Below are 23,667 nucleotides of genomic sequence, written 5' to 3'. Positions count from 1 at the left end.
ACCTTCGTCTTAAAGGATGGTTCGCCAAGTTAGATATCGATATTTCCTAGGTAAACGTTAAGAAGAATTAGCAAGAATATTTAGATTCCTCTGCCGGTAGAAGTTTTTCGTTAAATTGGGATTCTTATCCTATAAAATAGGCTTACTGGATGGGGAAAGCTAATTTGACTATGGATTGGCAATAGTTTTACAAAATACTAATATATGATTATATTAGCAATAAGAGCCTCATCCTATCCTTGATTCAGTCAAGTGTACTCCCTTATCCATCGTTGGCCTCCGAAAGACCAGCTCAACACGGCAGTCCAGCGCTTGAGCGAGGCAATCAGGCGACTTCGTTTGCTTTGGCTGGATAGAGCATAGACTGATCCAATGGCAAGGGTGCGGAAAGAAGCTGAAAGGCATATGAACACCCGATAGCGAATAGCTGCGTTGAGCCCATGGTTGAGTCGCATGTAGATGGACATTGAAGTGGGTATTAGTACAGCTGAAAACTTGTTGAACTGTTTTTCCGAACTGCAACCTGCGTGATGGAAAACTCTGGCTTGAGGAGCGTGGTAGTTGCGAAACCCTGCAACACTAACTTTTTTGCAAAGGTCCAAGTCTTCGGCGTACATGAAATAGTCCAGGGTGAACCCTCCCACTGACTCGAATGTGGATCGCCACATGAGCATGCAAGCTCCTCCTACTGCATCGACCTCTGTGGTTGAGTCGGTCTTGAAGGCCTTGTAGGTTTTCCAAAGGGATGACTTTGGGAGACGATGCTTCAGGTAGTCGGAATCCAGCGCTTGGTTGAGTGGGGTTGGGAAGGCGTGCACGCTTCCTTCTTGTCGGGTACCGTCGGAGTTCAGGAGAAGAGGGCCTAGTATGCCGGCTTGGGGCTGTTTCTCGAGCTCTGCCAATAATGTCTGCAACGAGTTGGGTTCGACTTCCGTGTCTGGGTTGAGCAGCAGTAGAGCTTCCCCTGTGGCTTTTTCAGCGCCCAGGTTGTTGGATTTGCCAAAGCCGATGTTTTTCTCCGATTGAGTGAATTCTACTTCGGGGTAGTCGTTTGCAATCATTTGGTCGCATCCGTCGAATGAACCGCCGTCGACGACGATGATTTGCAGTTTAAGATTGGAGCAATGTGCACGAAGAGAATCGAGGCAATCCCGTGTCTGATCCTTGGAATTCCAGTTTACAATGACGATGCTTAGCTTCATGCAGCTGGTTTGCGTTTGGGTTGAGGGTACTTGCGAAGCGATCGGTTGGTTTTTGCGATTAGTCGTCTGGCGAATTCTGCGCAATTGAGGGTTGAATGGATCGGTTGATTTTCGATATGTCTGGAGCTGAAGTTTAGTGCGTTGAGGCTGAAATTCTTTAACCGAATCGTTTCGAGTACGGTTGATTCGTTGATTTGGGTTCTCGGTATCTCGAGATTGATGGCGAGCGGGAAGCTTTGGTTGATCCGGTGAAAGTCGAGACCGTAAAAGCCAGGGAGCTTCGTATCATGAACGAGTGTTCGTGCGTGTGGACTGGGGCGGATACCGTCGGATTTTCGGTTCCAGAGCTCAATACCATTCAGCAGGGGAGTCCATCTGGTGTCGAAGCGTTTCCAAGCGCTTTTCCTAGAAGGATGGGCAAGGACGGAAAGCCCGTGGTGGCCCGCGACATGCTGTAGCATGGGGAGGGTCTCCTGGTCGGCTCCGAAGAAGGGGACGTTTCCCCAGGTTAGTATGTGAATCGTATTAGTGGGGTCGCTGTACTCGATTCCCGGTATGAGGAGAATGTCCTCATTGCTCGCTTCGGAACAGGCTTGCTTGAAGTCGTCGAGTTTGGCTTGGTTGAAGCCACGGTCGTGCTCGGTCATGAGGAGTACTTGGTAGCCCCGTTTGGCGAAGAACTTGGCGAGTTCGGGGAGAGTCCACGACGCGTCGTAGGACCACTCCGAGTGGATGTGGCAGGCAACTTTTACGGTCATATCAATATGCCTTCCGATTGAAGATTGTTTTCATGACTGTATAGAAGGTATCGGCAAAGAAAGGGATGGGGTCGCTCCAGCGAAAATTGTACCAATGCTGATTCGCTCTCGGCGTAAGTAGTTCGATAAAGGTGCCAAACCTTGATGGCCATTTGTTGTTTACATTTTTCCTAGGACCGCGAAGCACAAAGAGTAGATGGACGATTTCTCTGCCTATGTGTCGACAAGTTTTCGGGGTGAAGGTCGGTTTTGAAATCGGAGGTAGTTCGATGCCAAGGGCTGCTTGAGCATGCCACGCTGGGTATTCTAATCCGATGCGTCGAGCTAAGGTGGTACTCCCCCAAGGTCGCCCGTTGAATTCCATGAACCATGCCTTACCGTTCTCATCTCTGATCAGCTCGATCATGAAGAGCCCGGTCCAGCCAGAGTTTTTGACAAATTTGTGGGCGGCGGCTTCGAGCTCTGGCTCTATCGCATTGTTTCTGCATGCACTTGAGCCGGACCCCTCAGGATTCATCATTCGGATACGTCGATGTGCACTGAGGACGTGTACTGTGTCATCTGTTGCGAACCCGAATATTCCTTCTCCCACTCCGTTGAGGAATGGCTGAGACATGTGCGTGGCATTTTCAGCGACTTCTATCGAAGCCTCTTGCAATGCGGTTGCATCTGGGCAGCTGTAGAAACTTCGTTTGGCGATCTGGTTATTTTCTTTTTCGATGGCAAGGCGCGGCTTAAGTATGCAAGGCGTTTCGATAGAATCGAGAGGACAGAACCTATCTACGATCTTGGTTTCTATAACATTAAAACCGCTTTGGCTTGCGAGCTGTATCTGCTGCCATTTATCTATTGCGATTTCGGCAATGTTCGATTTGGGGGAGGCTTGACGGGTCGATTTTGGGAGCTTTAAGGTACTGCATAGCAGTACCGAAGCATCGTCCAGTGGAACCAGGATTTGGGGGTCATTTTTTAGTCCTTGTTTATTTAGAAGGTCGAGTATTCTTTCTCCGCTTTCTTGGAAGTCTATCTCGGGATTGGGAACGGTGATTATTTTGATCAAGCGACTGTAGCGTAGCGGGCATGGGACCCCTTGCTTGGCGAGTGCCAGTACTTCAAAGTTCGCTTCGTGTAAACTCCAGCATACTTCTATGGCTGAGAGAGCGTCGGCAAAAAATACGAGTGCGAGTGGTTTCATCCTTATCTGAATGCTTTGAGTTTTATCTTTAGGGTACGCTTGAAACTACGGGAATAAGGGGGACGTTCCGCCAGTATTGCTTTTACGTCATCGATGCTCATGGAGCGGCGGATCGTGTTTCTAGGACATAGCCAACTGTTCTCGTCGGTGCCGCCCATGTCGCTTGTGTAGGCTTTTTGGATGCCTGAGGACTTTAAAGCCCTAATCGATTTTCTATCGTAGGCCCCAAATGGACAGGCTGCTTCAGTAATAGATATCGAAAGGAGTCCCTCGAGCTCTCGCCGGCTGTTCACTATCTCCTCGTTCAACTCAGCGGTGGAGAGATTTCGCCACGGGCGATGATCTTTCCCATGGTGTCCAACGGTCATATTAGCTTCAAGAAGTTCCTTACAGCCGTCTATCGAAAGGTATGTCTTTTTCCCGAGTAATGCAGAGCAGAGAAAAAAAGTACCTGAGAGGTTTCTTTGTTCTAGTTCTGGGAGAATATATTGGAGGTCTGATGCGTTTCCGTCGTCGACTGTTATTTTTACCGCTTCGGTTTTGGCTACAAGATCTAGTACTTCCTTAAGAAAGTCTTGCTCTATCCAGCAGTCACGTTCTCCCTCGTTGATTTCACGAGTCACAGGACCAACACCATGGAAAGTGAGTATGACCATCTTATATTAAAGTTTGAGGCTCCGGCGGAATGTCGCTCTGTCGGTGAGGCGCTTCATTTGTTCAGATCTTACGTACTGGATGAAGTCACTGGATATTAGGCGTTTTCGATTGGCGATGGAGGAGTATAAAAAGCCTGAGATCCATGCGATACTGGATACTATATATGGCTTATCTCTAAATAAGCGGCCTGTACATTTAACGAATTCAAAAATAGGGTGATAGCCAAGTGCGTGGTCGCGAACTCCTAGTTGCCATTTCCTCCTTAGGACGCCACCACAAATTGTATTTCTAGGTTTGAGATGGTCGACGATAAGGTGGGTTACCAGCCTCGTCTTGAAGCCTTTCATTCTGGCTGTAGTACAAGTGATACTATCCCAACCTCCTTCTGGTATACGAGTGAGGCTGCCAATGGCTTCGAAGCACTCCCTGCTAAAGAACTGCAAAGCTCCGGGAACGTCTTGCTTGTTTCTGGGTAGCACCTCTTTGGAATGTCCGACGTCGATTGCTACGCCACCCGCTAGTCCGAGTTTAGAATCCTGATGGAATTCTCCAATTAGCTTTTCGAAATAGTCCGGTCGAAACTCCAGATCGGAATCGAGCAGACCTAAGTATTGGTAGTCGTTTGTCTGGAGCGAATTGATGCCGAGTGTTGTGTTTTCCACGACTGCGGCGAAGCATGGGTATTTCCGTTTAGGAAGTTTAATGAGCCTAATCCAAGTGTGCTTTGCCAGGTAGCTTGCGACTATTTTGTCAGTCGCATCGGTTGAGCCGTCGCTCACAATGATCCATTCTCGGGGTAAAATGGTTTGGTTGATAACCGAATTGATGGTGCGACTGATGAATTTCTCCTCATTGCGAACGGGAGTAACTAAAACGTATCCTGACCTTCGGTCAGATTGCTGATAGGTGATAGGTGATTGGGAATTGGTCGATTTTGCAGGCACGTTCTTAATTTTGTGTGAAAGCAGTTAATTGTCCGGTAAGAGTAGTATTCGCATAAGCACCCACTCTAGCTGTTACTGCTAATTCTTTTAAGTTATTGAGTTTCGCCACTAGTGAGTCTTCGTCAAAAGCGACGTTTACCTTACCCTGGTTAGAGAGGTACTTCGCAGTGGCGGTTTGGTGCTCATTGCGATGTTCGCCAAGACTAGCGAGTTTTGGAATTACGAGAATTGGCTTTTGATGCTTTAGCGCGGTTAAAATTGTCCCCATCCCAGCGTGACCAATGATGAGCGAAGTGGATTTGACCTGCTCGACAAACTCTTTGGGAGCTAGAAATTTGGAATATTCGATATTGGTCGGCTGGTGGTCGGTTTCGCCAATTTGAGCGAAAATTTCTTGAGTTGGGTTGTTCGCCGCCCATTGGTCGATGATTTTGACCATCCGATCGAAATGCTGGTCGGTGCCGACTGTTACAAAGATCGAAAATCTTTGACTGCCCGTGCTTCGCTTATGAGCTTCGTAGGGTCTATGGCTGATTTCCGGCTCCGGATCTCTGCTTTCTGAATTCTGCTCCTCAGAAACATCTCCAAGGACATTTCCGTAATATTGCGGACCTTCGGGTTTGGCGAGATGCTCCCATTGGGTGAGCCAGTGGGTTGCGTATTTTCCGGCTTTTTGTCCAGACATTGAAAGTTCTTCAGCATTGGCGATGCTGTCTACCCAGATTGTTTTTCTACCGAGGAGTTTGCCGATGAAGATTGCGAAGAAACCGGGAGCGGCTCCGGTTGATAGTATTGTGTGGGGACGTACCGTTAGGATGAGCCAGGCGATGCTGAAGAACGATAAGATGAGTTTGAGCTTCTGATCTCGGTTGGAATCGACGACAATGCGGAATTTAGCTCCTTGTACCTCGGATTCGTAACCTTTGGATACTGTGGCATAGGTGATATCGCAATCTTTGAAAGCAGGACGTAGTCGTAAAAGTTGGACCCAATGGCCGCCACCCGAAGAGAGGGCTAAAACGCGGGGACGCCTTTTAGTGGAGGTCGGAGATCGGTGATCTGAAGTCTGCTTTTTCAAGGTTGAGGTTGGTCTTGGGTCGCTTCTGAGCTATGCAGGGTTCTTGGAAAAGGACGGAGAACTGAGGTCGCTTAATTACGTTTCTTGTTCTGTCTTTTTTGATCTCAGATTTTTGCTCTCGGATCTCATACTTCTGACCGAGAATCTCGATGCGTAGCGTCAAGAGGCTCCGCGGCCTAGGAGGACGGTGGGGATAGTAAGTAGTAGAATTTTGATATCGAGCCAGATGGACCAATTATTGATGTACTGCTTGTCGAGTTCCATCCACTCTCCGAAACTGAGGTTGTTGCGTCCGCTTACTTGCCAAAGGCAGGTGATACCGGGCTTTATCGAAATGCGTTTTCGGAAAAGCCAATCGTATTGCTCGACTTCGCCAAAAAGCGGAGGGCGTGGTCCGACTAGGGAAATATCGCCGACAAGGACGTTCCAGAGCTGGGGCAGCTCGTCGATACTGGTCTTTCGGATGAATCTTCCGACTCGGGTTATGCGCGGGTCTTTCTTGATTTTGAAGACGGGGCCGTCGACTTCGTTTTGTTCTGCGAGCTGGGCCTTTAGCTCTTCGGCATTGACCACCATGGAGCGGAATTTGAGCAGCTTGAAACTGCGCTTGTTCATGCCGACGCGTTCTTGGGCGAAGAAAACGGGGCCTTTGCTATCTAGCTTCACGAGTAGGGCAACGAGAGCGAAAAGCGGGCTTAGGAGGATTAGAAGTAGCGCTGATCCGGCCAAGTCCATGAATCGCTTGACGAGAAGTTGGAGGACGTGTCGTTCTCGAAAGAAAGTTAAGACGTAGCAGCCTTCGTAGGTTTCTAGATGTAGAGTCTTCAAGATGTGTGCGTGTTTCGAGCTAGGAGTGTAGCGTACGACGACGCCGAGTTCGTATCCGAGGCGGACGATTTCCAAAACCTGCTCGACATTCTTCTCGAAAGGGAGGGCGATGAGAACTTCATCGATACGCTCTTTTTCGAGAATCACCTCGAGGTCCGCTAATGTTCCAAGCAATTCTAGCGAACTCTGCGATGCCTCTTCATCGTTCAGCGCTATATAGCCGCTAATGCGATATCCAAGTTCGCGATTTTTGGCGATGCGTTGGCTTAATTCGATGGTATCCGGGTCGGTTCCCACGATAAGCACGTTGCGCTTATTGGAATCGATTTGCCGTGTCAGAACTAAAAGCAGCCTGACAACGACTCGGGCGATTATTCCAAAAATCAAATTGAGGGACCAGAATACCGCGATTGATTTGAGCCCAAGCGTCTCGAATTCAAAAATGGCGCCTGCGAGTAGCAGCAGGAACGCCGTGGCTGTGCTGGCTTTGGCATGCCCATAGATTTGCCGGTAGAGGCTCACGAATCGATTCGTATCGTACTTGACAAATCGATTGAAAAGGATCGTCCACGCAATCAGCATGGCTATTAGACCGACGGATTCGATGAGCTTGTACTCGCGTTGGAATATGATGGGAATCTGTATCCAACTCGTAACGCCCTTTGCGATAGCGACGGTAACGAATAGGCTGACGGACAGTACGAACTGGTCGTAAATACGCAATCCGTGAATGAATACCTTATGTCTTAATCTAATCATCTATTGATGAATCGCTGAGGTTTGAAGTCAGAGGACGGAGATCTGAAGGCGGTGCCTCTTTCTTTTGAAGGAATGTTGTTGGGTTTTGGATCATTTAACCGAGCATGGACCTGATGTGTCTGTGCTTGTTTGAAAGGTTTTCGTGGGTTTGTTGGTTAATGTAGTCCGCATCTAATGCAAAATCTAGCCAAGTGTCGGTTTCACTCGCTTCGCGATCCACGTCTGCAAGCTTGCTTGTAAATGGGCTTCGTATCTTCGTTTGGCCCAGGCTTCCCTTGAGTGCGCACAAACGGATCTCGAAGATCGTCTAATCTGGTCGGTTGGTGCGTCGGTTTCTTCTTTGGGAAATGATTCGCTGCCTCTCAATATCTCGATCGCAAGCTTATATGCCAACTTGCAGAATTCTAAGTCTTTCGCGGAACGAATGAGAATTTTTCTGGTATTGGTTTGAAACGGAGATCCGAGGTCTTAGGATTGGTTATAAATTTGGGTCTCTAATCTCCGATTTCAGAACTCCGATTCCTGGTCGAAATCGTGAAGCGACTTCGCAGGGAGTGGCGTGCCAGTACTGGCCGCCATAGGCGGCTTTGACGTGTTCTAAATATTCTTTGTATAGAGAGACTGGATAAGTAGACGGACTGCCGTTTTCGTTAAAGTCGATATAATCTGGATGGACGTTCATAAAGGCCATACCACCGTTCTGGGATAGCCAAGCGGTCTTTTCTTTCCAGATCTTGTTGGTCTTCTCTTTTAGGAGAAGGTAAAGAGTAGAGTCTTGCGGTAGAGTGTAAGGGATTTCTACGTAGCCGTCGAGTGAAGGGTGAAGGGTTGAACTCGATTCTTGAGTTCTATGTTCCGAAGTCTGAGGTCTGCCCTCCGGCATCTGTTCTCCGACTTCTGGTCTCTGACTGCCGATTTCAGTATGTTTTGGGACCCAAAACGGAAAGATGGTTTTAGCACCGTCGGGCTGCGGTTCGAAGGGGTCTGTGTCGAAAGTGGAGGCGTCGTAGGCGATGTTCAGAGCGTGTAGCCAATTGAGGTTGTGGTGCATGAGGGGCGACCGGAAGCCGGTTGCGCCCCAGTCTTTTAGATACTTGTTGATTTTCTTGGACCGAAGTTTAAATCTTACTAGGCTGTTGTAGAGTTTTCCGTCGTGGTGGAGTCCGTGGACACCTACTTCAAAACCTCGAGCTTTTAAATCCTGTATCAATTTATCGCTTACGCGGTATTGGCCTTCGGGGATGAAGTTAACAACGGATCGAAATCCGAGACTTTCTTCGAGATCGACTAGGGGGCCTATTTTATCGTAGCCAATTTGAGTCTCCACGTCGTGAGAAAGTACGAAGGCGAAACCTTTGTCGTCGGGCCATCCGGACCAATCGGATGGAGAAAGGGATGAGGACGGATCAATGGGCCAAGTGGCCTGGTAACGTTGGCGTTTTCGAAAGGCGAAAACACGGCGAATGGCCATTCGGAAGCCCCAGGGCAAGAAGGGTTTGGCGTGGTAGTAAAGCTTGAGTCGGAACATAGTTCGCGGAGCGACGATTCTTGGATTTTTGATTGCAGGATTCGCTGATGAATAATTGGCGATCTAGAGTAGTCGCCGAATTTACAACGAAGGCCGCTCAAGCGGTTTTTGTTGTGCCTTTTCGTGGCAATATCTGATGTGGATTTTGCCGTGCTGAATACCTAAAAAGCTATGGCCTAACAGCTTAACGACCCAAAGCACTCGTCCCGCCCGCGGGACTAAAGATCTCCCAAGTATTCTTCTTGGAGGCGTTGGGGGACGTAGCTTTTGGTTTTGTTGAGGATTGCCCCTATGTTTTCGTTTGTTTTTAGAAGCAATTCGGTGGCGCGGGCTACGACGTCTTTGTTGGCCTTCTCGGATTCGATGACAAGAAATACGGCGTCCATGAAGCTAGCGAGGCGTGGAGTCACACTGATTGGGCTTACCGCGGGCATATCGAAAATAATATAGTCGAACTCGCTGGTCTTGAGTTTGGGAACGATTTCGTTGAAGCGATTGGGCAATATTTTTGGCAGTTTTAACCCATTTGTTCCTTCGGCGGCAACGACGAGTTTGGCCTCGTTTTTCTTTTCGGTCACCGGTCCTCCTCCGAGGAGTTCATCTAAATCGGCAATGTTTTTGCCTAGGTAAAATTGTTGAGCGGATTCGCTACCTAGATTCATGTCAACGAGCAGTACGTTGCCTTCGCCTGTCTCCGAGAGTGTGGCGGCCAGACCCGCAGCCATGGTGGTTGTCCCTGGGGCAACCCCGATCCCCGTTAGGCCGATAAGCTTGGGCTTATGGGTCATTCCACGGCCTTCGAAAAAGCCGATAAGGCGATCGCGCAGGGCTTCGTAGTACGAGTGGAGCGCGTGATCTACTTCCCATGGGTTGGCTGGGGAAGAGGCTTCCATATTGGCCACGGCACCGGCTCCAAAACGATCTGGCTGGGATTTCGCGGCAGCCACAAGGGTTGGCGATTTAGGCTGGTAGCTGCTCTTAGAGGGTTTGGCTTTGATTCGTTTCTCGCGATCGAGCACATTCTGCTGGCCCGTATTTTTGAGCAGCTTCCGGTACGCTCGGCTTTTCGTGTCGGGAATGGATAGGAAGAGCGGAATTTTAAGGCTTCGTTTAACGTCGATGGGGCGCTTGATGGACTGATCTAAAAACAATTCGAATCCCAAAGCCCAAGCGAGAGGAATGGCAATACATCCCAAAAGGGCTCCCAGGGAGACTTGTAGTTTCATTTTCTCACTCCCTTCAACGGCTGGAGTTGGTTGTTGTACAATTCCAATGTTGTTGATGCGCCCTGCTCCAAAGGCTTCGTCGATTTTCGCTTTTTCTCTGGATTGAGAAAAGTATCTATAGTTTTGCTCCTCGATCGCTTTGCGTCGATTTAACTCCTCTATTTCCGTTTGAACGGACCTCAATTGTTCGGTCTCTGCAACGATTTGCTCGTATTGCGAATTGAGCATAGCGATTTTCGCTTCCAATGCGTACGTTTGAATGATGTTGGAGCTGAAGTCTATCGGCTTCCCTCTCTCCCCTGGCACGAAAGGAGAATTTGAATCGGTTAGTATGGGATGGGTTTGTTCCAATTCTTCTATTTCAAGTTCTAATGCATTTATTTGAGAACGAACTGCCACAACCAGTATATTTTCATCGGTATATTGGAGCAGCATATCCTGCTCTCTGCGTTTTATCACATCCAGCCGGGCCTGAAGCGAACCATAGGACTGCAAGACTCCCGGGTCGATAGCTTCCTCCACCTGGAAGTTGTCCACTGTCTCTTGGGGTGAATTGCCCTCCACCCTTTGAGTGGAGAGTCTTTGCAATTCACTTAGAGTGGCTTTCCTTGAAGCGAGCTCGGCATTGCTGCTGAGTAAGGCATCTTTTATTCGTGAGGCCTTTTGATCCTGATCTGTTTGGGCTCCTGTAAATGAAATTACTCCAGCGCGTCGGAGAGCATTCTGCAGTTCCTCATCCGTGCGTGCGAGTCGAGCACGATATTGCTCGGCTTGTTGATTTACGAAGCTGTCGAAAGAGCCGCTGGAGCGCGTTTCCAAATGTTTAGCCAAGTATAAATCGATCAATTCTTTAAGGACTGGTCGGACCAGTCGACTATTGGCGTTGGAAAATTCGACTGTGATGATACTGCTTCGGCGCGGTACACTTACTCTGATTCCGGAGTTAATGATTTTGGCAGCCTTATTTTTTTCGTGCGCTAATTCAGGGTTATTGAGGATAACCGCAGGGCCAATCTTCTCGGCGATTTGAGAAGCCAGATCCATGCTCGTGATGATCTGCATTTCTGAGTTGATGATGGAGTCCCCCTGTTCTACAGTACGAACGTTGGCATTTTCACCCGCGGAAATTTGAGTTTGTGCTTGTTCAACGTAGCGAATGAAGAGACGAGATTGCGAAGAGTATACCTCTGGATAGAATTTGTAGACAAATGGTGCGACGACTATACCGATTACGGTAAAAAGAACAATCTTCACCTTATGCTTGAATAAGGCGTAAAAGATGTCGCCAGGTTTGATGGCAGCGGGTTCTGGAGCTAGGTTTGGATCGTTCATTATATAGCCTTTGGCTAATTGAAGATTATTGTTTGAAAATTACTAATTGGATTTCTGCGAGTAACGTGTGGTGAGGATACGATTGATAGTGGAAGTAGAATGGAGTAACTGAAAATAGGTCCTCGTAGCCTATTAACGTCCCCGGATGGGGTTTATTAACTTTTTTGGAAGTCTTTTATAGGAGAATAGGGACCTTACCTTTGCTTCGGCAGAGTTCACGATCTTCGACGTACGACGTCGCTTTTTAAGCGACGTGTTTGTATAGGAGTTGACCAGCGAGACGGGACAGTGGAGTGGGGAGGATCTTGAAAATTTGGTTATGCCAGCCATGGGTTTGATCGGACTGGATTTCGATGGATTGGGTTTTGATGTTACGACGAACGTAAGGTAGTGTTTTTTCGGAGGATCCCCAGGCGAGCTTGAAACGTCTAAGACCCTTGTTTTCGAGGGAGGTTCGGCCGAAATCAAGTTGTTGGCAGCCGTTTTGGGCGAATGATTTGATGGCATTCCACATAACGAAGTTATTGGGACGCATGGCTTGAAAAGATTCGTTAGAGGCCCCGAATTTGTAGATGGCGTTTTGTTTATGCTGCAAAAAGAGAGCCCCGGCGATTGGAGCGGATTTGTAGGTCGCGAGAAAAAGAGAACCCCGCCCCTGAGATAGAATTCTCTCTTGTATTGCTCGAAAGAACATCCAGGGCTGCGGAGGCATCCCATGACGCTTGCGCGTGAGACAGAGCAATTTGTAGAAGGATTTCAGGTTCTCCAAGCTGGATTCTTGATCGATTGATAATTCAGAGGCTTCTGCTTTTCGAATAGCTCGGCGATTTGAGGTGCTGAATTGCGAGAAGAGTGAGTTGGGGTTGGGGTTCAACGAAAGCTTGTGCGTGTAATGAACGAGGGAGGGGAGGGCATTTTTTTCGAGTACTGAAGCCGAGCGCGTTTCGAGCGATTCCCAGTTCTGCTTAGCCGCTAGGGCATAGACTTGGTCGAGCAGTAAAGGGAGATCGCCCTCGTCAAACAGGAGCGTTTGGCACTCGTCTGTAAAGGGAAGCGAAACCCCACGTTTTCCGGTGATCCAGCTGTCGACCTCCATGAAAACCGTCAGGGCTCTTGTAGTGTTTTGGTCAGTAAGAGCGATCGCTATAGGTAGATAGCCATAAGTCTCATTGAGGACCTTGAGCCAGGCAGATGTGTGGAAGAAGGAACATTGTGGAAAACGAGATACGAGGGCATCCCAGTCCGATCGCTCGAGGGGATTGAAGATAGAAATTTGAGAGCTCGAGAGCGATTCTCTGGATATTTGTTGAGTAAAGCTAGTCATCCCATTTGGCTTGGTTCTCTACAGTGGCCTTGAGCGTTTCCGCAACATGGTTGATTTGATCCTGTGTGAGCTCGGGATACATCGGCAGAGAGAGGAGCTGCGAGCTAGAGCGTTCTGCACAAGGGAAGCTCCCCTCCACGTATCCAAGGTGTTGATAGGCCGGTTGTCGGTGGATGGGTATGGGATAGTGGATAGAACACCGAATGCCTTCTTGCGCGAGCGTTTCGATAGTTTGATCTCGATTGGGGACGCGAACAGCGTAGATGTGAAAGATGTGTCGGTTACAGGCACTTTCCGAAGGAGTCTTCACGAGAGGGCATTCTCGGAGCAGTTCTGAGTAGAGTGCTGCGTGGGCACGGCGTTTTTCATTCGCCTCGTCTAGTCGCTGGAGTTTTACGCGAAGCACCGCAGCCTGGATTCCGTCCATTCTCGCGTTCCATCCAATATCTAAATGCTGGTGTTTTTTCGCCTGGCCGTGGTCTCGCAGGACTCGTAGCCGTCGGGCCAAGTCTGCGTCGTTAGTGGTCAACGCGCCTGCTTCGCCAAGTGCCCCGAGATTCTTGCCGGGGTAAAAGCTGAAACTTGCGCAGTCGCCGAGCGATCCCGAACGACGTCCTCGGTATTCCGCACCGGCAGCTTGGGCAGCGTCTTCCAAAACGAATAGGCCGTGGCACTTCCCAATTTCAATGATGGGATCGATGTCCGCGGGCTGGCCAAACAAGTGTACGGGGATGATGGCTTTGGAGTGCTCGGTGATCGCCGCCTCGATGAGCGAGACATCTATGTTGAGCGTTTCACCTGAAACATCGACGAACACGGGTTTGGCCCCTGTAAGGCTAATCGCCTCGGCGGTCGCGAAAAATGTGTTGGGGACGGTGATCACTTCGTCGCCGGGCCCTATCCCTTGGGCCTTGAGCGCGAGCCAAAGTGACTCTGTTCCACTCCCGACGCCGATGGCGTGGTCCGTCTGGCAGTATTGGGCGAAGGCGTTCTCAAAACGCTCCACAAAGGGCCCGCCTGAGAATGCGCTTGACTCAACGACCTCCTGAATTGCCTCCATCAGCTGGCGCTGAATCGGACAGTGGTGGGCGCTCAAGTCAAGGAATGGAACTTCCATGCGTTTTCGCGTGAGTGTCACTTTGGGCGAATTTGGATTGAACCGGCTTTGCTGGCACGCTGCCGCCATTTCGGTGCCTCAGGCAAATTTACTCTGAAGGATCGATTGGCTAGAACAGGCTGCGTGAATTTTTTCGATAAGGACCCTTGGTAAGTAGACTTCAAGAGAAACCCCCGTAAATTACTTAATCGGATGGTAGAGCGAAGTGTAAAGCTGAAGAGCTGTTCTATTTTAAATGATTTTAGCGGCCTCTCTACCGTTTCTAATTTCAAATGCATCGGATCAGCTTCGCTCCCTGAATGGTTTCGGGTCGCAGTGGGCTACGATCTAATTAGGAAAGCTTGATAGGATTGTCCTCAGAGGGCTTTCAATTCTCGTGCTGGATTTCCGGCGACGACTGTCTGGGATGCTACGTTTTTAGTGACGACGCTGCCGGCTCCAACCATTGTTCCTTCGCCGATAATTACACCAGGAAGCAAAGTGCTCCCAGAACCGATAGAAGCGCCTTTCCTTACGATTGTTCGCTCGGTTTTCCAATCGGCATCTGTTTGAGGCGCCCCATCTTCGTTGGTCGCTCTTGGAAACTTGTCATTCGTGAAAACGACATTGTGGCCGATGAATACATCGTCCTCTATCAAAACTCCCTCACAAAGGAAGCTGTGGCTCGAAATCTTGCATCGTTTGCCAACTTTTACCCCTTTTTGTACTTCGACAAAGGTCCCTATTTTCGAATCGTCTCCAATTTCGCAGCCGTAGAGGTTGGTGAAGGCATGAATGGTTACGTTGAACCCCAATTTTACGTCCGAAGATATTAGCTTAGGTCCGGGAGGGTTTTTCATCGAAGCTTCCCTTTAGTAGCTAGGGACAAATTTGTCGCGTTTCTGTTTTTTCTGCGAGAGGACACGCGAAAAGGTATCCTTAATGGCCGTTGTCTTGCCCTTTTCAGATATCTCTGAACGATCGAGGCTGACCGGCTCGCCGTTTCGTTTGAGCGATTCTGAGGAGGCCGCTAATATCCGAACGACTTCGGTGCCATTTTTTCCGTTGGTGAGAGGAGTTTTACCATCGATAATACAATCAATGAAGTGTTGGCATTCATTCTTGAGCGGTTCCTCCTGCTTCACGTAGGGAACATACATATCTCCGTGATGGTAGGCATAATGGAATTCTGCGAACGTGTCGTAATGAGGCGGCTGCTCAACTCTGGCGTCGAAAATCTTTATCTTCTCCTGTGTAGCGACATCGTCGTAGAGGATCATTCGCTTGCTCCCCACGATCGTCATTTCGCGGACTTTCCTCGGGTCGAGCCAGCTACTTTGGATAACGGCGGAACGCTCGTTCTCAAACTGTAGCGACATCGCAGTAACGTCTTCAATACTAGGGTTGATGTGCGCGCTTCCTTGGCAATTTACAAATTTAGGACTTTCGCCCATTATGTGAAGAATAATGGAAAGATCGTGGGGGGCGAGATCCCAAGCCACGTTTATATCATTCTGGAAAAGCCCTAAATTCAAACGGCGAGTGCTGATGTACCGAATCTCGCCTACGTCGCCGGAATCTACGATTTCCTTGATCTTTGCTATCTCGGGCGAATAAAGAAACGTATGGCTTACCATGAGGATCAAGCCTTTGGAGTGGGCGAGGTCGACAAGCTCCTCGCACTCGGCCACAGAGCAGGCGAGCGGCTTCTCAATGAGGATATGTTTCCCGGCTAGAAGGCTCGCTTTCGCGATTGGGAAATGCGTTTTCGCCGGAGTGGCTATTACGATGGCGTCTAAGGCGGGTTTGTCGATAAGCGATTTATAGTCGGGTTCGCCTCTGGCGCTTGGATACAGCTCTTGGACATGCGTTAAGCGTCTTTGATCACGATCGCTTATCATCGCTAGTTTACAGCCTGGAAGCGTATTAAAGTTTCGGGCAAGGTTGGGCCCCCAGTAGCCCAGGCCAACGATTCCAACGTTTAATGGATTCCTCATAGAGGTTAGGATCGGCTTTGTTAAGCCTGTTCTAAAGGTATATTTTGGTTTAGGTCTGGGTTCTTTAATTTCCCTTCGACCAGAGGCATTTTTGCAATTTCATCTGAATGTCGCAAATCGGAAATTTGATGAAGGATTACAAAGGGAGTTTTAAGAAGAATTGCGAGGTACAGGCAGAGCGTTTTCTCGTTAGCGTATTTGATATCGAGAGCGACCATTTTAGAAAACGAAACTTTGTTTTTGCCAGAGACTTGCCAGAGACCCGTTAGGCCGGGTAGGATTTCGAATCGGCAATACTGCTCTGGAGTCAGGGCTTGCAGCTCGGTTTTCAGACAGGGACGTGGACCGGAGAGACTCATTTCTCCTTTCAGTACATTGAGGAACTGAGGAAGCTCGTCTATCCCTGAAGCTCGCAAAAAGCGTCCGAATGGAATCAAGCGGCTGTCGCCAGCTCGGTCCAGCTTGCCCATGGGCAGGTCTTGTTTTATCAATTGGCTGACGTGGTTTTGGTGAACCTTGTCGTCCGTATTTACTTCCATCGTCCTAAATTTGTAAATCAGGAAGGGCTTTCCATTACAACCAATCCGCTCTTGCTTAAAAATGATAGGACCGTGGGAAACTAGTTTAATTAGAAGCGCGACGATGAGCACAAGGGGCGAAACCAAAACGAGAGCTGTTAGACTGAGTAGTAGGTCCAGTGCCCGCTCCCATTTTGGCTGGTGCTTTACGAGCGTTTTGGTCACTTTGGTGGGACCTTGGCCGAAGTTCTGAGAGTACATGAGAAAGTGGATGCGTGGTTGGGAATTCAATTATTGACTGGCTCAACCTGAGAGCGAGAAATGACTGTTTTCGATTCAGCCCCCATCAATTTTAAGAGTATGGCGACCCTTTCTGATTGGTTGGTTTCGTGGAGAAAAATCGCCTCTAACCCTTGCATCGGACCGGAGGTGATCTCAACGCTCTCGCCAGTTTCAAATGGTTTCGGCTCCAGGGTGATTATGTCATTTTTTTCACCCGCCCAAATTTTTAATTGGGCAATAGTGTGGTCAGCCACGACTTTAGGCCTTTCGCCCGAATTGACAATGTTGACGACATCTTTGGCATAGCGAACAGCTCTGTAGCTAGATGCTAAATCTAGCTGGCAAAACAAATAGCGGGGGAAAAGGGGTTCAGTGACGATTCGTTTAACCCGTCGGATTATTTTCTTCCGTTTCAGGCGGGGAAAGTAGCAATCAAGCCCGATTTCATTCGTGAGGTGGTGCTCGACGAAGGACTCTTTACCGGGTTTGGTGTGAACGCAGAACCAGTTCATATCAGTAGTGCCACTCACGAACAAACCTCCGTTGGATTGACGCCGCGAGTGATATGAGTAGTTTTCGTTAGTGAAAGCATGGGTCTCGTTTAAGGAGGCTTGAGGATCGATACGGGTTTGCAACGTCAATTCGTGCGTTAATGTCGAATCAGTGAGACCAGCGCCGTGTTGATCAGGGTACTCTTAGTGGGTGATCAGGGATTTCTCTACGCAAGGTATCGGGTCTTTCCTAGATTGAGAAAGGAGTATGGGTAATCGAACAATATCAATTTGGTAACCAATTGATTGATAATGATTAAAAATATCAATTCTCCCATTGGAGCTGAATCCTGAAATAGGATTAGGGTATTACAGAGGCTCGCGACAAATACGATGAAATATAGTTTTGTGGTGACGAAAAGATTTCGATTCATCGTTTTGAAGAGTGCTTTACCGGCGCTCTCTCGTTGGGGTCGACGCACTAAGTATCAATATTTATTTCAGTCAAAATAAGAAACAAGATTTTAGGGGTTGAACTAGCTTTCGTAGGTTTAGATTTCTACGTTAAATTCGTAGCTGGGAAGTTTGCTGGAAATCAGTCTTCTTAGGCCCAAAAGTAATCGAATAGCGGTATTGGCTTGGACGCTCGTCACTTGTGCCGCGGTCTTGGTTGTTGGACCTGCAGCGAAAAGCTTGCCTTGCGAGCTGAGCGGCAGACTGCTCCCTCTGCCAAGCACGTGAAGCGGCATACACCAGATTGGCTTCCTTAGCTATCTCAGCTCCAGATTTGAAATCTAACAGGCCCTATTCAAACTAGGACTGCGGCACATTTCTTTCAGACAAGCCCCCTCCAAATGTTTCCGAGGTCGATTATCTCTGGGTACCAAACAGCTACGAAATAGGATTTAGGTTGGACACGCTAGCTCAATGCTTCTTTTTGAGTCTGATGCGAATGCTCGTTACAGGAATCGCTGGCTACATCGGTACGAATTTCGCTCTGCGTATGGTTGACAAAGGGCACGACGTTGCGGGAGTCGATTCATTCTCAGAGTATTACGATCCGAAAATCAAGCGAGCCAACGCAGCATTTTTAGATCGGTCAGGCGTAAAGGTTTATGGGAAGGATTTAGCTGTGGATCCCCTAGACGAAATTGTTGTGGGGGCTGATTGCGTGGTGCACCTTGCAGGGCAACCTGGAATTTCTGAAAAGACTCCTTGGGCGGACTACAACCGAAACAATACCGTTGCGACCCACCGGTTGCTGGAGGCATCGCAACGATGCACGGTAGATAAATTTGTAAACATATCTTCATCATCGGTTTATGGAATCAGGGCGATGGATGCCGAAGTGACTGAGCCGAAACCAGCCTCGTGGTATGGCGAGACAAAACTCGCAGCGGAACTGGAAGTGATGGGGGCCTTTCGTTTGTCGGGATTTCCTGCCTGTTCGCTGCGGTTGTTTTCCGTTTTCGGGGAGCGGGAGCGGCCGGAAAAGCTGTTTCCCAAGCTTATTCGTGCAATAGACGAAGACTCGGATTTCCCTCTTTTCAAAGGAAGCCTCGATCACCAGCGTTCTTATAGTTACGTGGGGGACATTTGTGAGGGAATTCACACTACAATCGAAAATTGGAACAAAGCGGTAGGGGAAATCTTCAATTTAGGGACGGATCAGTGCTTTACGACCCGAAGAGCGATTCGAACGGTGGAAGAAATAATGGGAAAAAAAGCTCGCATTGCGACCCGGCCAGCCCGACCCGGCGATCAAAGAGCGACCCATGCCAATATCGAAAAGATCCGATCGCGGCTGGGCTGGGAGCCGAAGACCTCTTTGCGTGAAGGGCTGGAGAAAATGGTGGCTTGGTACGGGGCTGAGATTCGTGGAAAAAGTGATTAGCGGCCTCAACCGCCAAGGACGTGATTAACGCAAAGTGCAAAGCTTGATTATCAAACCTTTTCGACCTTGGCCCTACTGTATTCGCGACTCGCCGCTTTACTAAGTCTCTATTGTGCTTAAGCTAGGGGAGTGTTCAAAATTTTGGCGGTATATCGGATTTTGCGAAACTGGGTTCGGATAGGGCTATTGGGCTCGTCTTGCCTTGGAGTTGCGATGCCTTTGCGGGCCAATTCCAATTATGAAACGGTTTTCGAAGCCGTTTGGGACGATATTGCCCAAAGCTACTACGACCCGGATTTTGGTGGGACGGACTGGCGGTCGATTGGGGAAAAATATCGAAACCGACTCGGGACATTGGATGAAAGGGAGGACTTCGATGCGTTGCTTTCGGAAATGCTGGGAGAGCTAGGGGAATCTCATTTCTCCGTTATTTCTCCCTCATTCAATAAATTGATGCCAAATCCGTGGCAAAGAGGTGATTCAGGAATCACTCTCGCGATAGTCGGCAATCGTCCTATTATTCACCGAGTGCGGCCGGAAAGCAGAGCCGCGCTGAATGGCATTAAACCCGGTTACGAGCTGGTGTCGGCAGACAGCATGACCGTTCAAAGCCTGGGCTCGTTGGTTGATGAGGCCGATGTTTTCGATCGGACAGCTCCCTACTATTTTCTGAAAGCGATTGAGAATCGATTGTACGGCCCGCCTGGCAGGAAGATCGAACTCCTCGTCAAGCCCGCTCGGTTTAGCCGGACGCGTTCGTATTCGATCGAGCTCCAAGAGTATTCAGGGCGCATGTCCCTTCCGTTGGGAAACATGGGAGAGTCGCCCATCGAAATCGATAAACGGATCCTTGAAAACAATGTCGCCTATATCCGCTTCAACTTATGGGTGCCTAGCCTGATGGAGGAAATCCGAACATACATCAAATCGATCGACGAAAGCGTGAAGGGACTGATTATCGATATTCGCGGAAACCCGGGTGGTATTGGACTTATGGCGACAGGGTTGGCGGGAATGCTAGTGGACGATGAATACCTAATGGGAACAATGCGATTGCGGCAAGGTCACCTGAACTACAATGTCTATCCGCAAAAGGGAGCTTTCCTCGGGCCGTTGGCGATTTTGGTCGACAACAACTCGATTTCGACCAGCGAGATTTTTGTCGCCGATATGAAGGAAACCGGGCGAGGTCGTGTCTTTGGAAGCCGAACCCCTGGTGCGGCGTTGCCATCATTGTTTAAGCGGTTGCCCAATCGCTACTTCCTCCAAATGGCGATCGCGGATTACGGAACGGCTAATGGAACCCGGATTGAGGGTGTCGGGGTGGACCCGGATTTTAAAGTTGAGTTGTCGCCTGCCCGTCTCCGTCAAGGCCGGGACAACGTTATAGAAGCAGCCCAAAAATGGATCTTGCGGCAAAACTGATTTCACCGAATAAATAGAGTCTGATGAGGAAGACATTTCGAATCCCAGTATTTTGCTTTCTTTCGGTCGCATCGGTCCTCTCAGGTTCTTTGGCGGTAGCGGAGATCGAACCAGCGGCTCAAAGGATCTTTGATTCTCATGCGATCGCTCTCGGCGGGGAGGAAGCTTATGCGGATATAGAAACGGCGTTGATGGGCATGACGATGGAGATGCCGGCAATTGGCATGAGCATGCAGAGGGAGGTTTCTTTTAAGCAGCCGAATAAGATTTACGTGGTTATGGATATTCCGGGGATGGGGCAAATGAAACAGGGTTTTGACGGCGAAAAGGGATGGTCGATGGATCCGATTCAAGGAAGTCGAGAGCTCTTGGCAGCCGAACTGGAAAAGCTGCTGTCGGAGACGGATTTTAAAGAGGGACTGAAACTGTCGGAGAACTACACCTCCGCAAAAGTGAAGGGCAGGAGTGATGACGGCCTGACGATCGTGGAGTGTATCACGGACCAGGGCTCGCATCCGGAAACCCTGTATTTTGAAGAAGAGACGGGACTCATGCAAAAGATGGAAACCATTGAGGACATGGGCGAGCAGGGGATCGTGCCCGTTTCAGCCAAAGTGGTCTCCTACGAAAAGATGGGTGATTTGTGCATGCCCGTTCATGTCGAAGCGCAAATGATGGGTATGAGCATGGTAATGAAAATCACCAGCTTTGAGCCCAATGTTCCGGTGGATGAAACGCTCTTTAAAATGCCGGAGTAGGTTTTTGGCCCAAAGTGAAATTAAATTATCCAAAATACGGATACTTATTGCTCTCAATTTTTCAATTAATCAAATCTATCTATTATGAAAACTGTTCTATCCTTAATCATTCTATCTTTAATTGCGTCACCGCTTATCGCTGTTGACGGGCTTCCAAAGACGCCTTCGCCAAAGGGAGCGAAGGCCTACATCATTTCTCCACGGGATGGGGCGACGGTGAAGTCTCCAGTGCGGGTTCGCTTTGGGCTTATCGGAATGGGAGTGGCCCCGGCCGGTGTCGATATACCGGATACGGGTCACCATCACTTAATCATTGATCTGGACGAGCTGCCCAGTTTAGATTTGCCCTTACCGGCCACAGACAATATAAAGCACTTTGGAAAAGGGCAAACAGAAGAGAAGATTGAGCTTTCTCCGGGCAAGCATACCCTGCAGTTGGTATTGGGCGACAAAATACACCTGCCTCATTCCCCCGCTGTAATCTCCAAGAAGATCACTATTACGGTGGAGTAGTGTTGGTGAAGGAATGGTAAGCTTCTTACGTATCGGTCGAAGCATTGGCGAAGTCGGATCCCTGAGCAGTCGCTTTTAAAATTATAGGTATTGGCCGCTTAGGGATAAACGGCCCTACCTTAGCAACCCAAAGTTATTGACATACGCTGCATGACACGAGCGGAAGCCCTGTAGGACCCGACTTGTTGAGTTACCTGGATTTGTCGGTCAAGAAATTGCAGAACACATCCGCTTTAAGGGACCGTAGGACTAAAAAACCTTCAATCAGGGGGCTTGTATTTCATTTGCAAACTGTCTAGCGGTAGCCATTCTTTGGGGGGAGGTTTCTTTCGCCCCGCGACAAAACTCAAAAAATCAAATCCATTTCCATGGCTGTTAATAAAGTAGGCATCTTAACCGCGGGCGGCTTGGCCCCTTGTTTATCTTCCGCTATAGGCGGTCTCATCGAGCGCTACACGGAGATCGCTCCAGATATTGAGATAATTTGCTACAAGAATGGTTATTGGGGGCTTCTCAAAGGCCTCAGCTACACCGTGACCCCTCAGATTCGTGAAAACGCAGGGATTCTCCATTTGTTCGGAGGGAGTCCGATTGGAAATTCACGAGTCAAGTTAACCAATGTTGCGGATTGCGTAAAGCGGGGCTTGGTCAAGGAAGGTCAGGATCCTCAGCAGGTCGCAGCTGAGCAACTCGTAAAGGATGGCGTCGACGTGCTGCATACGATTGGCGGCGACGATACTAACACTGCCGCAGCGGACTTAGCGGCCTACTTGGCCAAAAACGATTACGAGCTCCGAGTCATTGGGATGCCCAAGACGATTGACAACGACGTCTACCCGATTCGCCAAACACTGGGAGCCTGGACGGCAGCCGAGCATGCCGCCAACCACTTTACGAACGTAGTCGCGGAACACAATTCGAACTCGCGGATGTTGATTATCCATGAGATTATGGGGCGTCATTGCGGATGGCTTGCCGCGGCGACCGCGAAAGAGTATCATGACCGGTTGAAGCACAAGCAGTGGTTGCCCGAGATCGGCTTGAGCCAGGAACGCCATGATGTGCATGCGGTTTACCTGCCCGAACTCGAAGTCGACCTCGATTCCGAAGCGGAACGCCTAACTAAGATCATGGATGAGCATGACAACGTGAACATTTTCCTGAGCGAAGGGGCGGGGGTCGATGCGATCGTTGCTGCCAAAGAAGCGGCGGGCGAGGAAATCGTTCGTGATGCGTTCGGCCACGTACAGCTCGACTTCATAAATCCCGGCCAGTATTTCGCCAAGCAGTTTGCGGAAAAAATCGAGGCCGACAAGGTACTCGTGCAGAAAAGTGGTTATTACTCTCGAGCGGCCGCGGCGAATCCGAAGGACTTGAACCTCATTAAGAGTTGCGTGGATACGGCGGTCGAATCCGCATTGGCCGGACTCAGTGGGGTTGTGGGTCACGACGAGGACAGCAATGGCATCATGAGGGCTTGCGAGTTTGAGCGGATCAAAGGAGGTAAGCCTTTCAATGCGGAAGAGCCCTGGTTTGGAGAGCTGCTTGATGAAATCGGACAGCCCAAGGGTACATTGGCTCCCGCTCATTAGCTGTCGACAAGACAGCAATTCTCAGGGTGGAAAATTACTATCTCCCATTATATTATGTTATTATAAAGCCATTTTTAATGGAAAAGATTGGGCAATGTATGATATGACTATAAATTGCAATGAAACCAATGATTTAAGATAAAAATATCCTCTAAAAAATTCATATTATAAAAAAATATGATGGTTATCTGATTACTATATCCCTTTATTTTACTAGCACAAGGAGGAAGAGTTTTTGACAATTTTAAAATAGGAAGTAAAATCTTTAAC

22 protein-coding genes are annotated in these 23,667 nt (G+C 49.0%); 5 read left to right on the top strand and 17 right to left on the bottom strand.

What is annotated here, in order from left to right; genetic code table 11:
• Nucleotides 1-248: 248 nt before the first annotated feature.
• The 17 genes from GA004_RS01650 to nusG all read right to left on the bottom strand — a co-directional run bounded on the left by GA004_RS01650 (nucleotide 249) and on the right by nusG (nucleotide 17,254).
• The gene (locus tag GA004_RS01650) at nucleotides 249-1,202 is read right to left on the bottom strand and encodes a glycosyltransferase family 2 protein (protein WP_283395548.1); all 954 of its coding nucleotides are present in this window, start codon (nucleotides 1,200-1,202) and stop codon (nucleotides 249-251) included.
• The gene (locus GA004_RS01645; protein WP_283395547.1) at nucleotides 1,199-1,960 is read right to left on the bottom strand and encodes a PHP domain-containing protein; all 762 of its coding nucleotides are present in this window, start codon (nucleotides 1,958-1,960) and stop codon (nucleotides 1,199-1,201) included. Before GA004_RS01645 ends, GA004_RS01650 begins: the two co-directional genes overlap by 4 nt.
• A gap of 1 nt (nucleotide 1,961) precedes the next feature.
• The gene (locus GA004_RS01640) at nucleotides 1,962-3,155 is read right to left on the bottom strand and encodes a hypothetical protein (protein ID WP_283395546.1); all 1,194 of its coding nucleotides are present in this window, start codon (nucleotides 3,153-3,155) and stop codon (nucleotides 1,962-1,964) included.
• A 2-nt stretch (nucleotides 3,156-3,157) separates the two neighbouring features.
• Nucleotides 3,158-3,811 carry a polysaccharide deacetylase family protein gene (locus GA004_RS01635; protein WP_283395545.1) on the bottom strand — a complete coding sequence of 218 codons (654 nt, stop codon included), beginning with the start codon at nucleotides 3,809-3,811 and terminating at the stop codon, nucleotides 3,158-3,160.
• Nucleotides 3,812-3,817: 6 nt separating this feature from the next.
• Nucleotides 3,818-4,756: a glycosyltransferase family 2 protein gene (locus GA004_RS01630; protein ID WP_283395544.1), complete on the bottom strand. Its 939-nt coding sequence runs from the start codon at nucleotides 4,754-4,756 to the stop codon at nucleotides 3,818-3,820.
• A 4-nt stretch (nucleotides 4,757-4,760) separates the two neighbouring features.
• A complete protein-coding gene (locus tag GA004_RS01625) occupies nucleotides 4,761-5,834 on the bottom strand; it encodes a glycosyltransferase (RefSeq protein ID WP_283395543.1) in 1,074 nt (357 codons plus the stop codon).
• 159 nt (nucleotides 5,835-5,993) lie between these two features.
• On the bottom strand, nucleotides 5,994-7,421 hold the full coding sequence (locus GA004_RS01620) for a sugar transferase (RefSeq protein ID WP_283395542.1): 1,428 nt from the start codon (nucleotides 7,419-7,421) through the stop codon (nucleotides 5,994-5,996).
• Between the two features lie 94 nt (nucleotides 7,422-7,515).
• Nucleotides 7,516-7,641, bottom strand: a complete 126-nt coding sequence (locus GA004_RS17860; protein ID WP_343218819.1) for a four helix bundle protein — start codon at nucleotides 7,639-7,641, stop codon at nucleotides 7,516-7,518.
• The gene (locus GA004_RS17855) at nucleotides 7,605-7,787 is read right to left on the bottom strand and encodes a four helix bundle protein (protein WP_343218833.1); all 183 of its coding nucleotides are present in this window, start codon (nucleotides 7,785-7,787) and stop codon (nucleotides 7,605-7,607) included. Before GA004_RS17855 ends, GA004_RS17860 begins: the two co-directional genes overlap by 37 nt.
• A 112-nt stretch (nucleotides 7,788-7,899) precedes the next feature.
• Nucleotides 7,900-8,949, bottom strand: coding sequence for a polysaccharide deacetylase family protein (locus tag GA004_RS01615; RefSeq protein ID WP_283395541.1), 1,050 nt, complete (start codon nucleotides 8,947-8,949; stop codon nucleotides 7,900-7,902).
• 218 nt (nucleotides 8,950-9,167) lie between these two features.
• Entirely contained in the window at nucleotides 9,168-11,507 is a 2,340-nt protein-coding gene (locus GA004_RS01610) for an exopolysaccharide transport family protein (protein WP_283395540.1), read from the bottom strand.
• Between the two features lie 244 nt (nucleotides 11,508-11,751).
• Nucleotides 11,752-12,831: a lipid II:glycine glycyltransferase FemX gene (locus GA004_RS01605; RefSeq protein WP_283395539.1), complete on the bottom strand. Its 1,080-nt coding sequence runs from the start codon at nucleotides 12,829-12,831 to the stop codon at nucleotides 11,752-11,754.
• Entirely contained in the window at nucleotides 12,824-14,017 is a 1,194-nt protein-coding gene (locus tag GA004_RS01600; RefSeq protein WP_283395538.1) for a DegT/DnrJ/EryC1/StrS family aminotransferase, read from the bottom strand. The genes GA004_RS01605 and GA004_RS01600 overlap by 8 nt, the downstream gene beginning before the upstream one ends.
• 287 nt (nucleotides 14,018-14,304) lie before the next feature.
• Entirely contained in the window at nucleotides 14,305-14,787 is a 483-nt protein-coding gene (locus tag GA004_RS01595; RefSeq protein ID WP_283395537.1) for an acyltransferase, read from the bottom strand.
• Between the two features lie 12 nt (nucleotides 14,788-14,799).
• Entirely contained in the window at nucleotides 14,800-15,924 is a 1,125-nt protein-coding gene (locus GA004_RS01590; RefSeq protein ID WP_283395536.1) for a Gfo/Idh/MocA family protein, read from the bottom strand.
• A gap of 20 nt (nucleotides 15,925-15,944) precedes the next feature.
• Nucleotides 15,945-16,703 carry a sugar transferase gene (locus GA004_RS01585; protein ID WP_283395535.1) on the bottom strand — a complete coding sequence of 253 codons (759 nt, stop codon included), beginning with the start codon at nucleotides 16,701-16,703 and terminating at the stop codon, nucleotides 15,945-15,947.
• Between the two features lie 26 nt (nucleotides 16,704-16,729).
• On the bottom strand, nucleotides 16,730-17,254 hold the full coding sequence (gene nusG, locus GA004_RS01580; protein WP_283395534.1) for a transcription termination/antitermination protein NusG: 525 nt from the start codon (nucleotides 17,252-17,254) through the stop codon (nucleotides 16,730-16,732).
• 913 nt (nucleotides 17,255-18,167) lie between these two features.
• Here nusG and GA004_RS01575 point away from each other — a divergent pair.
• From GA004_RS01575 to GA004_RS01555, 5 genes are all read left to right on the top strand, one after another.
• Entirely contained in the window at nucleotides 18,168-19,109 is a 942-nt protein-coding gene (locus GA004_RS01575) for an NAD-dependent epimerase/dehydratase family protein (RefSeq protein ID WP_283395533.1), read from the top strand.
• Between the two features lie 129 nt (nucleotides 19,110-19,238).
• Entirely contained in the window at nucleotides 19,239-20,534 is a 1,296-nt protein-coding gene (locus tag GA004_RS01570; protein WP_283395532.1) for a S41 family peptidase, read from the top strand.
• Between the two features lie 23 nt (nucleotides 20,535-20,557).
• A complete protein-coding gene (locus GA004_RS01565) occupies nucleotides 20,558-21,292 on the top strand; it encodes a hypothetical protein (protein WP_283395531.1) in 735 nt (244 codons plus the stop codon).
• A gap of 84 nt (nucleotides 21,293-21,376) precedes the next feature.
• Nucleotides 21,377-21,805 (top strand): DUF4399 domain-containing protein, encoded by a 429-nt coding sequence (locus GA004_RS01560; protein ID WP_283395530.1) that lies wholly within the window; start codon nucleotides 21,377-21,379, stop codon nucleotides 21,803-21,805.
• A 368-nt stretch (nucleotides 21,806-22,173) separates the two neighbouring features.
• Nucleotides 22,174-23,397 carry a pyrophosphate--fructose-6-phosphate 1-phosphotransferase gene (locus GA004_RS01555; RefSeq protein ID WP_283395529.1) on the top strand — a complete coding sequence of 408 codons (1,224 nt, stop codon included), beginning with the start codon at nucleotides 22,174-22,176 and terminating at the stop codon, nucleotides 23,395-23,397.
• Nucleotides 23,398-23,667: the final 270 nt, after the last annotated feature.

The sequence above is a fragment of the Candidatus Pelagisphaera phototrophica genome (genome assembly GCF_014529625.1).
GTDB lineage: Bacteria > Verrucomicrobiota > Verrucomicrobiia > Opitutales > Opitutaceae > Pelagisphaera > Pelagisphaera phototrophica.
This window is presented reverse-complemented; position numbering and strand designations above follow the sequence as displayed.